At 73.0% G+C, this 12,500-nt stretch carries 13 protein-coding genes; 5 read left to right on the plus strand and 8 right to left on the minus strand.

Annotated features, from left to right (window positions below; all coding sequences use genetic code 11):
• Positions 1–24: 24 nt before the first annotated feature.
• The 3 genes from K1T35_RS48710 to K1T35_RS06190 all read right to left on the minus strand — a co-directional run bounded on the left by K1T35_RS48710 (position 25) and on the right by K1T35_RS06190 (position 2,806).
• Positions 25–804: a transglycosylase SLT domain-containing protein gene (locus K1T35_RS48710; RefSeq protein WP_255621629.1), complete on the minus strand. Its 780-nt coding sequence runs from the start codon at positions 802–804 to the stop codon at positions 25–27.
• A gap of 239 nt (positions 805–1,043) precedes the next feature.
• Positions 1,044–2,111, minus strand: coding sequence for an S-adenosylmethionine:tRNA ribosyltransferase-isomerase (locus K1T35_RS06185; protein ID WP_220259201.1), 1,068 nt, complete (start codon positions 2,109–2,111; stop codon positions 1,044–1,046).
• A complete protein-coding gene (locus K1T35_RS06190) occupies positions 2,108–2,806 on the minus strand; it encodes an SDR family oxidoreductase (protein WP_220259202.1) in 699 nt (232 codons plus the stop codon). Before K1T35_RS06190 ends, K1T35_RS06185 begins: the two co-directional genes overlap by 4 nt.
• A gap of 58 nt (positions 2,807–2,864) precedes the next feature.
• Here K1T35_RS06190 and soxR point away from each other — a divergent pair, with 58 nt between their 5' ends.
• A complete protein-coding gene (gene soxR / locus K1T35_RS06195) occupies positions 2,865–3,329 on the plus strand; it encodes a redox-sensitive transcriptional activator SoxR (RefSeq protein ID WP_220262433.1) in 465 nt (154 codons plus the stop codon).
• 68 nt (positions 3,330–3,397) lie between these two features.
• Here the strand turns inward: soxR and K1T35_RS06200 are convergent, their stop codons facing one another.
• Both K1T35_RS06200 and K1T35_RS06205 read right to left on the minus strand, forming a co-directional pair.
• Positions 3,398–4,522, minus strand: coding sequence for a polysaccharide pyruvyl transferase family protein (locus K1T35_RS06200; protein WP_220259203.1), 1,125 nt, complete (start codon positions 4,520–4,522; stop codon positions 3,398–3,400).
• A gap of 244 nt (positions 4,523–4,766) precedes the next feature.
• A complete protein-coding gene (locus tag K1T35_RS06205) occupies positions 4,767–5,540 on the minus strand; it encodes a TetR family transcriptional regulator (protein ID WP_255621630.1) in 774 nt (257 codons plus the stop codon).
• Positions 5,541–5,595: 55 nt separating this feature from the next.
• Here K1T35_RS06205 and K1T35_RS06210 point away from each other — a divergent pair, with 55 nt between their 5' ends.
• Positions 5,596–6,330, plus strand: coding sequence for a tyrosine-protein phosphatase (locus K1T35_RS06210; protein WP_220259205.1), 735 nt, complete (start codon positions 5,596–5,598; stop codon positions 6,328–6,330).
• Between the two features lie 25 nt (positions 6,331–6,355).
• Here the strand turns inward: K1T35_RS06210 and K1T35_RS06215 are convergent, their stop codons facing one another.
• Positions 6,356–6,748: a hypothetical protein gene (locus K1T35_RS06215; protein WP_220259206.1), complete on the minus strand. Its 393-nt coding sequence runs from the start codon at positions 6,746–6,748 to the stop codon at positions 6,356–6,358.
• 7 nt (positions 6,749–6,755) lie between these two features.
• Entirely contained in the window at positions 6,756–6,998 is a 243-nt protein-coding gene (locus tag K1T35_RS06220) for a hypothetical protein (protein ID WP_220259207.1), read from the minus strand.
• A 120-nt stretch (positions 6,999–7,118) separates the two neighbouring features.
• On the opposite strand from K1T35_RS06220, the gene K1T35_RS06225 reads away from it, so the two are divergent.
• Positions 7,119–8,300, plus strand: coding sequence for an acyl-CoA dehydrogenase family protein (locus tag K1T35_RS06225; RefSeq protein ID WP_220259208.1), 1,182 nt, complete (start codon positions 7,119–7,121; stop codon positions 8,298–8,300).
• An 11-nt stretch (positions 8,301–8,311) separates the two neighbouring features.
• Entirely contained in the window at positions 8,312–9,331 is a 1,020-nt protein-coding gene (locus K1T35_RS06230) for an acyl-CoA dehydrogenase family protein (protein ID WP_220259209.1), read from the plus strand.
• Positions 9,332–9,459: 128 nt separating this feature from the next.
• Here K1T35_RS06230 and kstR read toward each other — a convergent pair whose 3' ends face one another.
• Positions 9,460–10,098, minus strand: coding sequence for a cholesterol catabolism transcriptional regulator KstR (gene kstR / locus K1T35_RS06235; RefSeq protein ID WP_220259210.1), 639 nt, complete (start codon positions 10,096–10,098; stop codon positions 9,460–9,462).
• A 193-nt stretch (positions 10,099–10,291) separates the two neighbouring features.
• Here kstR and K1T35_RS06240 point away from each other — a divergent pair, with 193 nt between their 5' ends.
• Positions 10,292–12,457 carry an acyl-CoA dehydrogenase gene (locus K1T35_RS06240; protein WP_220259211.1) on the plus strand — a complete coding sequence of 722 codons (2,166 nt, stop codon included), beginning with the start codon at positions 10,292–10,294 and terminating at the stop codon, positions 12,455–12,457.
• Positions 12,458–12,500: the final 43 nt, after the last annotated feature.

Raw genomic sequence — 12,500 nt, forward strand, 5'->3', positions numbered from 1 at the left:
GACCGCCCGGAGCCCGGGAGGCGCTCAGTAACCGACGTAGTTCCCGGCGCTGTTGCTTCGGCCGCCGGCCTGGAGCGTCTTCATCCCGTAGTTGTCGATCATGTACCGGATTCCAGCGGTGATGTTCGCGACCGGGTCGGTGATCGGGCGGTCCTTCAGATCCGGGTGCACGTAGTGCTTGTACGTGGTCGGGATGGTCTGCATCAGGCCCTGGGACGGGGTGCCGCGGCGGGCGTTGGAGTCCCAGTTGTTGATCGCACGCGGGTTGCCGTTCGACTCTTTCAGAATGATCTTCTTGACGCTGGGGGAGAGGGACTGCGGCAGGTCGAGGATCTGCAGCGCCTCCGCGATCCAGCCGTCGAGGCCGCCGCGCTCGATCATGGCGGAGATCCGGTCGCGCTCGGCCTGCTCACGGGCCTGCTCGGCGTGCAGCTTGGCCAGGTCGGCGGCCTGCACGACCCGGGCGACGTGGTCCTCGACGGACTCCGCGTCGGCGGCCAGATCGACCGGGACCACCGACACGACCGGAGCCAGCGAGTCGATGGTGGTGCTGTTGGACGCGAGCGCCGCGTCGAAGGGGCTGTCGGCGGCCGCGGAGGTGGCGGTGCCGTCCTCCAGCGCCGGGACGATCGCGGTGAACGCGCCCGTGGCCACGGCGCCGACGGCGGCCGTTGTGGCGATCACGGTGGTGCCGAGCGACGGCCCCGCGGGCGCGGGCCGGTGTGCCGCCTGGTGCCGACCGGTGCCGGTGACACCGGCGGTGCGGGGCGCACGAGCACCACGGGGGGAGCGGTGTCCTGCCACGTAAACAGCCCTTCCAGCGCTGGGGAGCGACCCGTTCACGCGCTGCCGGTCGGGGGTCCGGGGACCGGGTGGGGAGTCCGGTCCATTCGTTGCACGTGATCAGGTCGTGACGCTGGGCGAAAGAGTATGGGCCGGGGCAGCCCTCCGACAAGCGGCGGCACTGCATTTCACCGCAGCCCACATGCCGTTCGGCGGCATGGGGGCAACCAGTCGCGATTGTTGGTTAACGCGATCAACGGTCACCCGGTACGACGAGTGGACTGGGCCGATAGGACCAAGCAGGAGTCGCCGAACTCGTGCCAGCGGTACCTGTGCTCGACCGCCGCGGCGTACGCCCTGGTCACCAGCCGTGGACCGGCGACCGCTTCGAGCAGCAGCAGGTGCGACGCCTCCGGTTCGTGCCATCCGGTGACGAGGCCGTCGACGACGCGGGCGGGGCGGCCGGGCCCGAGCACGAGGTTCGTCCAGCCCGCGCCCGCCGACACGTGTCCGTCCGGTCCGGCCACCGTCTCGAGTGCCCGTGTCGTCGTGGTGCCGACGGCCACGATCCGCCCGCCGGCCGCCCGCGCGGCGTTCACGGCGTCCGCGGTGTCGGGCGGGACGCGGTAGCGCTCCGGCAGCGGTACCTCCCCTGCCTCCAGCGACGACACCCCGGTGTGCAGCACGACCCTTGCGACGCCGATGCCCCTGGCGTGCAGCGCGTGCAGCATCGCGATCGTGAACGGGCGGCCCGCGCTCGGCATCTCCGCGCTGCCGAACTCCGCCTCGGAGCGGGCGTACACCGTGCGGTAGTCCTCGAGGGGCCACTGCCGGCGCACATAGGAGTAGCGGATCGGCCGCCCGACCTCGGCGAGCCACGACCGCAGCCCGCCCGCCACCGGGATGCGCGCCCGCCACAGCCTGCTCCCGGTGACCACGCGGGGATCGGGGTGGCCGGTGAGTAGCGTCGCCACCACGCCGCACGGCAGCGCGATTCCTTCTCCCGCCTTCCCATCGGTCACCCGCTGCCCGTCCGGCGTCCGCAACTCGACGACGTGCAGGTGGTCGGGCGCGGGGCCGGAGACGTGCACGGTGACGGGCGTGCCGTCCGCGCGGTGTCCGTCGACTGCTGCCGGCTCCGTGTCGGAGGTGTTGATGACGAGGAGGTCGCCGCGCCGCAGAGCGGCAGGGAGGGCGCGGAAGGTCGTGTGCCGTACGGGGCCGCGTTCCCGGGCGACGAGCAGCCGCACCTCGTCGCGGGCGAGCCCTCGGGCCTCGGGCGGTTCGGCGGCCGAGAGTTCAGGCGGCACGGTGAACGTGGCCGTCACAGCTGGCTCCCGGCCGCGGGCGCGAGGTCGGCCGCCCGGTACCGGCCGCTGGGGAGCCGGTCGTCGAGCAGGCGCAGCAGCCACGGCACGACGGTCTCGGGCTCTGGACGGTCGGAGATGTCCTCCCCCGGGAAGGCGCGCTGGTGCATCGCCGTGCGCATGTCCCCGGGGTCGAAGGCATGCACCCGCAGGTTCGGCTCTTCCACGGCCAGCACGGCGGCGAGGTGGTCGAGCGCGGCCTTGGCGGCCCCGTAGCCGCCCCAGCCGGGATATGCGTCCACGGCGGCGTCCGAGCTGAGGGTCACGACCGTCCCGGTGGCGGACGCGCGCAGCAGGGGCAGTGCGAGCTGGGTGAGCGCGAGCGGGGCGAGCACGGTGGTCTCCAGGACGCCGCGCAGCGCGTCGAGCGGGTAACGCTCCAGGGTGGGCAGCGGCGACGGGCCCAGCTCCCCAGCGTTGTGCACGAGGAGGTCGAGGTGCCCGCCGGTAGCGGCCACGAGCTCGGCGCGGAAGCCGGGGTCGGTGACGTCTCCTGCGAGCGCGACGACGCCCGGCAGCGGCGCGGTGGCGGCCCGCAACCGATCGGCGTCGCGGGCGCACGCGATCACGGTGGTGCCGCGCGCGGCGAGCGAGGCGGTCAGGGCGAGGCCGAAGCCCTGGCCCGCCCCGGTGACGATGGCGTTCGCGAAGGTCATGCCTGTACCGTGCGACTTGAAGTCAGGTTCAGGTCAAGGAGGAACGCGCCCGGTGGAGATGACGGACCTGCTCACCATTGGGGATGTGGCGCACCGCAGCGGCTTCCCGCAGTCGGCGCTGCGGTACTACGAGCGCGAGGGCCTGCTGCGCACCACCCGCACATCCGGCGGGCAGCGCCGCTACGAGCGCTCGGTGCTGCGCAGGCTCGCGTTCATCCGGGCCGCGCGCACGATCGGGGTCGGGCTGGAGGAGGTGCGCGACGCCCTCGACGAGTTGCCGGAGGGCCGCACCCCGACGAAGGCCGACTGGTCGCGGCTGTCGAAGAAGTGGCGCGGGCGCCTCGACGAGCAGATCCAGGCCCTCGTCGCGCTGCGGGACGGCCTGGACTCGTGCATCGGCTGCGGCTGCCTGTCGCTGAAGCGCTGCCGCCTGTACAACCCGGAGGACCGGGTGTCGGAACTGGGCCCCGGTGCGCGCCTGCTCCCCCCGATGCTCCGCCGCACGCCGGCGGAGGGCGTCTAGCGGTGGCAGCAAAGCCACTCCCGGTGGTCGAGTAGCGCTGACGGGCCGGCCCTACTCGACCACCGGGATCAGGAGGAGAGCAGGCGGGGCCGGGCCGACCAGCGTGCGGGCAGCGTCTGGTCCACCCAGTTGTGCAGGTCCTCCACCGGCGGCCGGGTGCTGATCGCCGACTGCTCGTGCTCGGCGAGGAACGCCGTCGTGCGCTCCTCCCAGCCGACGCCGAGGCAGGGCACCCCCATGGAGACGGCGAAGACGAGCGAGTGGATGCGCAGCCCGAACAGCGCGTCGGCCTCGCCGACGACTGCCTTGGCCAGTGTGGGCTCAAGTTGCGGGCCCAGCACGGGCACCTTGCGGCCGAGCCGCTCGCCCAGCTCGTTGATGAGCACCTCGTCGCGGCGGGCGAGGCCGAGGCCGTAGTCGGCGTGGGTGCTGATCGCCAGGCCCGCGACCGCGCCGCCGCGCTCGATCCAGCGGCGGCCGAGGGTCTCCGCTGCCTCCTGGAGCGCGTCGACGAGGATCGGGTTGGGCAGCGCCTTCGGGGCCACGAGCAGCAGCGGCACCGCGGGGTCGACGCCCGCGGCGGACAGCGTGCGGCGCGCGTCGGCAGGCGGGGCCGGCTTAAGGCCCATCGCGAGGTCGCCCACGACAGGCGCGACGATCCGGTCGCCGAGCACGCAGGCCGACACCTCGTCGCGCACGCTGATCCGCCCCGGCTTGCGGACCGAGCGGCGCAGCAGGTCCAGCACGCGGTCCGGCGTGCCGGGGTACACGCCGATCGCGAGGTAGGTGATGTCGCGCCCGCGGGCCGTGGCCGCCCACACGATCGCGGGAAGGGCCTTCACCAGCGAGGACGCGCCGGTCCCGAAGAGTCCGCCGCCCACGACCGCGATCCCGTCGCACCACTTCAACGCCCTGACGAAGGGGAAGCCCTCCATCGGTACGGCCGGCACGCGGTGCAGCGCCTCGACCATCCGCGGGTTGCGCGACACCACGCGCACCTCGGTGTCCTCCGGCAGCTCCTGCAGCGTGCGGGCGAGCATGGCCTCGTCACCCGTGTTGCCGTTGCCGAAGTTCCCGATGATCAGCACGCGGGTGGCGCGTGGAGTGGCCGCCTTGGCGTTCTCCTCGGCGGCGTGCCGCCTACCGAGGTCGGCGAGCTGCTGGCGGATCAGGTTGGCGCGGGGGTCCGTCATCGATTCCCTCGGGTCCGTGGCGGCGACTCTGTGTGACCTACATCGGCCACTCATTCGCCGCAGCCTACGGTGTGGCCCGCGGCACTCGTTCAGCACATGTGCCCGGTGATGATCCCCGCTCATCTCCTTGATCATCCGGCAGGGCCGGGACCAGCGCCGACCGCCCGAGGACGACCGGATCGGCGCAGGCCTCCGCCGCGGAGGAGGCGACGCCCGCAGCGTTCACGATCGGGTGACGCGACGATCAGATCGCGACCGCGCGGACGTAGGCGCCCGCGAGCGTGTCGGCGATCTCATTGACGGAGGGTAGTTCCGTGCCCAGCGCCGCCTCCAGGGTCGGGCGCAGCAGCATGTGCGTGGCGATCGGCCCCATCATCAGCTGGACGAGCAGCGGGAACGGCAGCGGCTGCAGGCGCCCCGCCTCGATGTGCGGGCAGAGCAGCGACCACAGGCTCGCCGTCGTGCGCGGGACCATCGACTTCAGCATCGCGTGGCCCGGTCCGCCGGGCCGGCCGCACGCGTCGGCGAAGATCGCCGGCAGCACGCGCGGCTCTCGCCCGAACGCGGAGATGATCGCGCGGTGCACCTCGCGCACGACGTCGCAGAGGTCGTCCGGCGGGTCGGCGGCGAGCGCCTCGAGGTCGGGCAACGGGCCGTAGCGGTCGAAGACGGCGGTGAGCAGGCCGTCGCGCCCGTCGAACAAGCCGTGCAGGGTGGGCAGGGCGCAGTCGGCCGCCGCGGCGACGGCGTCGAGGGTGGTGGCGCCGAGGCCCTGCTCGGCGATGAGCGTCGCGGCGGCGGCGATCGCGCGCTCCCTTGCCGGCGGGCGGCCGCCCGGGTCGACGCCCGCCCGCCGCACGGCGTCGTCCAGCGGCCCGCGGGTGCCGCCGAGCCGCCGCAGCAGCGTGCTGCGCGACATACCCGCGGCGGCGGCGATCGCCGCGAGCGGCACGTCCGCGACGTCGCGGCCGCGAGCGCGCGCCACCGCGAGCGCCGCGGCCACCAGTTCCTGCTCCACATGACACACGATACGTGGTGGTGTCTGATGATGTTCCGCGTGCGAGGGTGATGTCGTGGTTGCACCCGTGGATCGCTGGCTTGCCCTCGAAGGCCTCGACAACATCCGCGACGTCGGCGGCCTGCCGCTGCGTGGCGGCGGCAGCACCCGGCGAGGGGTGCTCCTGCGGAGCGCGTCGTTGCGGTACTGCACGCCGTCCGACATCACGCACCTCGTCGAGGAGTTCGGGCTGCGGCTCGTCCTCGACCTGCGCACGCAGCGCGAGCGCGAGCGCCACGTGAGCCCGGTGGCGCTCGCGGAGGCGGGTATCGAGACCGTCCCGCTGAGCTTCATCCCCGAGGATGGGCGCGAACTGCCGGAGACCGAGGACGACGTGGATCCGCTGACCCACATCTACCTCGGCTACCTGCGTGACCGCGCCGACAACGTCGTCACGGCCGTACGGCGGCTCGCCGCCGCCGGTCCCACCCTCGTGCACTGCGCGGCGGGCAAGGACCGCACCGGCGTGTTCGTGGCGCTGGTGCTGGACGCCGTCGGCGTCGAACGCGACGCCGTCGTGGCCGACTACGCGCTCACCGGGGAGCGCCTCGAGGCGCTGTTCCGGCGCTGGACGGCCGCCTCCGGCGAGCCGATGCCTGCCGACCTCACCCCGCACCTGCCGCGGGCAGAGGCCATGGCCGCCGTGCTCGACCACCTCGATGCCGAGCACGGCGGTGCGGCGGGCTGGCTGCTCGCCCACGGTCTGGAAGAGGACGTGCTCGCGCGCCTGCGCGAGAGGCTGACCGGCTGAGATCAGCCGGCCACCACGCACATTCTCAGGGGAGCTCTTCGATCGTGACCGTCGTGTCCACCTTGCGCAGGGCCGCCGGCTCGCCCGTGACCGCGGGCCAGCCCCGGCGCTTCGCGCTGGCGGCGACCTGACCGGCCACGATGTCGTCCTGCCCGGACGCGGCCAGCAACAGCCCCGACTCGTGTGCCGACACCGAGCCGAGCTCGTCGATCACGGTGTTGGGCAGGTCGAGCAGCACCTGGAGGGCCGGGTGGTGCTCGGGTTCGAGCATCGACCACGCGCGCCCGAGCGCGGCGCTCGGCACGGCCAGCACGATGTTCTCCTCGACGGCCGCCCACACCAGCGCCCGTACGTACACGGGTCGCCCGATGGCGAAGGCGGCGAGAGCGGTGGCGTCGAGGACCCGCCCGCCGATCATGCGCGCATCAGACGGCGGCGGCCCGACGCACCAGGCGCAGAGTCCGTCGCGCCTCCGCGAGCTCGTCGGGAGGGGGCGGGCCGCCGTAGAGGTCGGCGAGCGCCGCCAGTGATCGGTCGCGCATCTGCCGCGCCGACACGGCCTCTGCGATGTAGGAGGAGATGCTCCGCGCGGTGCCGCGCCGCACGGCGTCGCGAGCCTCGGCCACCAGGTCCGCCGGCAGGCTCACCGTCACCCGCTCAGTGCGCATACGCGGAGAGTACCTGGGAACGCCGAACATCCTCACCCACAGTGCCGGAAGGCACGCAGGTTACCCGTGGGTATGCCAAGGTGGTGTCGAGTCGCCCGGTACGCGCGCGAGGAGGCCGCGATGGACCTGACCTACACCGCAGCGGAGGAGGAGTTCCGCCGCGAGCTGCGGACGTGGCTGCGGGTGAACATCCCCGAGGAGTGGACCCGCCCGGGGTTCTGGGAGTCGCTCGACGCCGGTGAGAGCTTCCGGATGCGGCGGGACTGGGAGCGCGCCAAGGCGGAAGCCGGGTTCGCCGGGATCGCATGGCCCACCGAGTACGGCGGGCGCGGCGGCACCCCCGGCATGAAGGCGATCTACGACGAGGAGATGGTGCTGGCGAACGCGCCTCGCAGCGCCAACGGGCTCGGCCTGACCTTCCTCGCGCCCACCGTCATGGCGATCGGAACCGACGCGCAGAAGAAGGACATCATCGGGCCGATGCTGCGCAACGAGGTGATCTGGTTGCAGGGCTTCTCCGAGCCCGGCGCCGGTTCCGACCTCGCCGCGGTCTCCACCCGCGGGGTCCGCGACGGCAGTGCGGAAAGGGACGACTTCGTCGTCAACGGGCAGAAGGTGTGGACCACCAACGCCGTGCACGGCGACAAGATCTTCACGTTGGTCCGTACAGAGCCGGGGTCGCAGCGCCACCGCGGCATCTCCATGCTGCTCATCGACATGCACCAGCCGGGCGTGGACGCCCGTCCGCTCAAGCAGATGAGCGGGGCCAGCGAGTTCGGCGAGGTGTTCTTCGACGACGCCCGGGTACCGGCCACCGAGTGCCTCGGCGAGATCGGCGACGGCTGGCGCACGGCGATGCTGCTGCTGTCGTTCGAGCGTGGGGCGTCCGGGACCGCGCAGTACACCGAGTTCCGGCGGCAGTACGACGAGATCGCCGCCATCGCGAAGCGGCTGGGCCGCGATCGCGACCCGGTGGTGCGCGGCAAGCTCGCCCGCGTCCTCACCGAACTGGAGTGCCTGCGACTGCACGCGATGTACGTGCTCACGCAGGTCGAGCAAGGCCGTGACCTCGGGTTCGAGGCGTCGATGACGAAGCTGCAGTGGTCGGAGACGTACCAGGACCTCTGGGAGGTCTACGACGACATCCTCGGCGAGGACGCCACCCTCGACGCGATCGACGGGGTGGACATGCGGCCGCTGCACGCGCAGGCGATGTGGTCGCGGTCGGTCACGATCTGGGGCGGCTCGTCCCAGGTGCAGCGCAACGTCACCGCCGAGCGCGTGCTCGGCCTGCCGCGGTAGGGGAGCAGACCATGTTCTTCGCACTGACCGACGACCAGCGCGAGTTCGACGGCGCCGTGCGCGGCTACCTCGCCGACCGGTTCGACCTGGACGCCGTGCGCGCCGTGTTCGAGGACGCCGCGGGCGACGGGCACCCGGCATCGCTCTGGAAGGCGGCGGGCGAGCAGGGCTGGCTCGCGGTGCTCGTGCCCGAGGAGCACGACGGCCTCGGCCTGGGGCTCGTCGAGGCGCAGGTGATCGCGCGGGCGCTGGGCGCGGGCGCGGCGCCGGGCCCATGGCGGGGCACCGTGCTGGCGGGCGAGGCCGTGCGGCTCGCAGGCTCGGACGAGCAGAAGGGTTCGTGGCTGCCCCGGCTCGCCACGGGTGAGGCCGTCGGGGCGTTCACGCTCCGTGGGAGCGTCCCCGGCAGGCTGCCGGCCGTCGAGTACGGAGCGGTGGCCGACGTGGTGGTGGCGCGGTCCGGTGACGGGCTGGCGCTGGTCCGAGGGGCGACGGCCACCCCGCGCGGGTCCTACGACGGCACCACCCGGCTCGCCGACCTGGACGCGGGCGCGGGGGAGGCGCTGCCCGGCGCCACCGCGGAGGTGATCGACGAGCTCGCGGCAAGGGCCACGGTGCTCGTCGCGGCCGACCTCGTCGGCATCGCGCGCGAGGCGATCACCCGCACCGTCGCCTACGACCGCGAGCGTGAGCAGTTCGGGGTGCCGGTCGGATCGTTCCAGGCGATCAAGCACGCGCTCGCCGACCTGCACGTGGGTGTCACGATGGCCGAACACGCCGCGCTCTACGCCGCCCACGCCGTGGCCGAACGGCTGCCGGACGCGCCGCTCGCCGTCAGCGTGGCGAAGGCGAAGGCGAGCGACGTGGCGCTGCAGGCCACCGGCGCGATGATCCAGTACCACGGCGGCATCGGATACACCTGGGAGCACGAGGCGCACTTCTTCTACAAGCGTGCCAAGCGCCTCGCGGGCCAGTGGGGTGACGCCGACGCCCACCGCGCGAAGATCGCCGACCTGACCATTACGGGTTAGCGGCGGTCTCGCCCGCATCGTCGACATGGTCGAGGCGCTGCCACCACGACTTCACACACCCAGCACCCCCTTCACACAAGGCGGGCCTTGTGTGAAGTGCCTACTGGGTGTGTGAAGTGCGTTGTTGATCAAGCCTGACGGGAGCGCAGCAGCAGGCGGACCGTGAGCTCGAGCCGCTTCTCCACGTCCTCGGCCGACGCCCGGCGCGTGACCCAGGCCACGAGGTTGGACAGCCACACGTCGCCGATCACGCGCGCGATCGCCTTGTCCTCGTCGCTGGCCTCGGCCGCGCCCATGGCGTGGGTGAACATCCGCTCGTTCAGCCGGTTGACCTCGAGTACCTCCGCGGCCACCGACGTGTCGGCGAACATGAATGCCCTGGTCATCGCCTCGGTGAGCTGTGGGTCCCGCTGCAGGGCGCGCGTGTTGCCCGCCAGGACGTGCAGTACGCGATCCGCAGGCGTGTCGCCCGGCACCGGCGCGCGCTCCATCCGCTCGAGGGACCGCTCCAGCTCGCGCACCAGGCTGGAGACGAGAAGGTGGATCTTCGAGGGGAAGTAGCGGTACAGGGTGCCGAGTGCGACGTCGGCGCGCTCGGCGACCGCGCGCATCTGCACGGCGTCGAAGCCGCCCTTCGAGGCGAGCGCGAGCGTCGCGTCGAGGATGCGCTTGCGGCGTTCCCGCTGAATGGGTGAGCCGGCGGTGCGGTCGGTCAGTGCGGCCGGGGCGCCCGGGCTCGCAGCGGCCCGCCGTGCTGGATCCGTCATCTGTGCTTTCGATCCCCTGTGTACTCGCAGCTCGCCGATCGGAACGGGTTCTGGCGATCACCCGAACCGTATCCGCGGAGTGCCCTGCATGCTACGTGGCCTGCTCACCCCGGTGGGTGATAGCTGTCTCGCATCGTGGTCGCGCTGCGTTAACTGGAACACGTTCTACACTGCCCTCGACCAAGGAGGGCACATGGCGATCGCGACGACCGACGAGCAGCTCGCCTTGCAGGACGCCGTGCGGGCCTGCGTCGCGCGGCTGGACGGCACCGCGGCGGTGCGCGCCGCCGAGCACGATCCGGACTTCGCCGCCCACTGGGCCGCGCTGTCCGCGATCGGCATCTTCGGCGTCGCACTGCCCGGGGCGGTTGGCGGTGGCGGCGGTTCGGTCGTCGATGCCGCGGCCGCGGTGGAGCAGTGCGCCGCCGAGCTGGTGCCCGGCCCGGTGGTCGGCACCGTACTCGCGGGCCTTCTCCTCGCCGCGCGCCATGAGGCGCCGGTCGCAAAGGAGCTGCTGCCGGGGCTCGCATCCGGCGAGACGGCCGTGGCGCTCGCGCTGGACGCCTGCTCGGCGAAGGCGCTCGACGCGGCCGGTAGTGGTCTGCGGGTCTCCGGAGAGATCTCGACCGTGCTCGGGGCGGGGTCGGCCCCGCTGTTGCTGCTCGCCGCGGGCGATGTGTGGTTCGTGATCGACGCAGACCACCCCGGCCTCACGGTCGAGCAGCGTTTGCCCGTCGACTTCTCCCGTGCGCTGGGGCGCGTGGTCCTGCGCGACGTGGAGGTGCCGGCCGCCCGGGTGGTACCGGACGTGGTCGCGGGCGAGGTCCGCGACCTCGCCGCGGTGCTCCTCGCGGCCGAGTCCGCGGGCGTCGCGGGGTGGTGCCTGCGCGCCGCCACTGCCCACGCGAAGGTCCGCGAGCAGTTCGGCCGGCCCATCGGGTCGTTCCAGGCGGTCAAGCACCTCTGTGCGGAGATGCTGTGCCGGGTCGAGCAGGCGGGCGTGGTCGCGTGGGACGCGGCCCGTGCGGTGGAGGACGCGAGCGACGAGCTGCCGCTCGCCGCGGCCGTCGCGGCGGCGGTTGGCCTTGACGCCGCGGTCGACACGGCGAAGGACGCCATCCAGGTCCTCGGGGGCATCGGCTTCACGTGGGAGCACGACGCGCACCTCTACCTGCGCCGCGCGCTGGCCAACCGGCAGCTGCTCGGCGGGACGGCAGGCTGGCGCCGCCGCGCAACGGATCTGGCGATCGGCGGCGCCCGGCGCACGCTCGCGATCGCCCTGGACCCGGCGACGGAGGCGCGCCGCTCCGAGGTCCGCGCCGCCGTCGCGGAGCTGGCGGCGCTTCCGGCGGATCAGCGGCGCAGGCACCTCGCCGACATCGGCTACCTCGCACCGCATTGGCCCGCGCCCCACGGCCTGGACGCTCCGCCCGCCCTGCAACTGCTGATCGACGAGGAGCTGCGCCGCGCGCGCGTGTCCCGGCCCGACCTGGTGATCGGGGCGTGGGCCGTGCCGACGCTGCTGCAGCACGGCACCCCGGAGCAGCAGGAACGGTTCGCGGCGCCCACCCTGCGCGGTGAGATCACCTGGTGCCAGCTGTTCAGCGAGCCGGAGGCGGGCTCCGACCTCGCCGGGCTGCGCACCCGTGCCGAGCGCGTCGATGGCGGCTGGGTGCTCACCGGGCAGAAGGTCTGGACGTCGCTGGCCCGCGAGGCGCACTGGGCGATCTGCCTCGCCCGCACCGATCCGCAAGCCCCCCGCCATCGCGGCATCACCTACTTCCTCGTCGACATGACGAGCCCCGGCATCGAGGTGCGGCCGCTGCGGGAGATCACCGGTGAGGCGGTGTTCAACGAGGTCTTCCTCGACCGGGTCTTCGTGCCGGACTCCGACGTGGTCGGCGAGGTCGGCGGCGGGTGGGCGCTGGCGCGCACCACCCTCGCCAACGAGCGGGTGGCGATCGGGAGCGGCTCGGCGCTCGGACAGGCCGTCGAGCGGCTGCTCGAGCTCGAGCCCCCTGCCGACGCGCGGGAGCCGATCGGCGCGCTCGTCGCGCAAGGGTCGGTCGTCTCGCTGCTGGACCTGCGTGCCACGCTGCTGCGCCTCGGCGGCCAGGACCCGGGACCGGGCTCCGCGGTCCGGAAGCTGGTCGGGGTGCGCCACCGGCAGGACGTCGCCGAGATGGCACTGACGCTCGCCGGGCCGGACGCGGCGGCCGACGACGGCGCGTCCGCTGTGCTGGTGCACGAGTTCCTGCTCAGCCGCTGCCACTCGATTGCCGGTGGCACCACCCAGATCCTGCTGAACCTCGTCGGCGAGCGGATCCTCGGCCTTCCCCGCGAACCTGCGGTCGGTTGACCTTGCGCTGACGGCACTCGATACTAGAACACGTTCCACTTTC

The organism is Pseudonocardia sp. DSM 110487, assembly GCF_019468565.1.
GTDB lineage: Bacteria > Actinomycetota > Actinomycetes > Mycobacteriales > Pseudonocardiaceae > Pseudonocardia.

Bases quoted from the DNA above. Each gene is read 5' to 3' on its own strand.
- K1T35_RS06190 (WP_220259202.1), bottom strand. From the start codon at position 2,806: ATGACCTTCGCGAACGCCATCGTCACCGGGGCGGGCCAGGGCTTCGGC.
- soxR (WP_220262433.1), top strand. From the start codon at position 2,865: ATGACGGACCTGCTCACCATTGGGGATGTGGCGCACCGCAGCGGCTTC.
- K1T35_RS06200 (WP_220259203.1), bottom strand. From the start codon at position 4,522: ATGACGGACCCCCGCGCCAACCTGATCCGCCAGCAGCTCGCCGACCTC.
- K1T35_RS06215 (WP_220259206.1), bottom strand. From the start codon at position 6,748: ATGATCGGCGGGCGGGTCCTCGACGCCACCGCTCTCGCCGCCTTCGCC.
- K1T35_RS06220 (WP_220259207.1), bottom strand. From the start codon at position 6,998: ATGCGCACTGAGCGGGTGACGGTGAGCCTGCCGGCGGACCTGGTGGCC.
- K1T35_RS06225 (WP_220259208.1), top strand. From the start codon at position 7,119: ATGGACCTGACCTACACCGCAGCGGAGGAGGAGTTCCGCCGCGAGCTG.
- K1T35_RS06230 (WP_220259209.1), top strand. From the start codon at position 8,312: ATGTTCTTCGCACTGACCGACGACCAGCGCGAGTTCGACGGCGCCGTG.
- kstR (WP_220259210.1), bottom strand. From the start codon at position 10,098: ATGACGGATCCAGCACGGCGGGCCGCTGCGAGCCCGGGCGCCCCGGCC.
- K1T35_RS06240 (WP_220259211.1), top strand. From the start codon at position 10,292: ATGGCGATCGCGACGACCGACGAGCAGCTCGCCTTGCAGGACGCCGTG.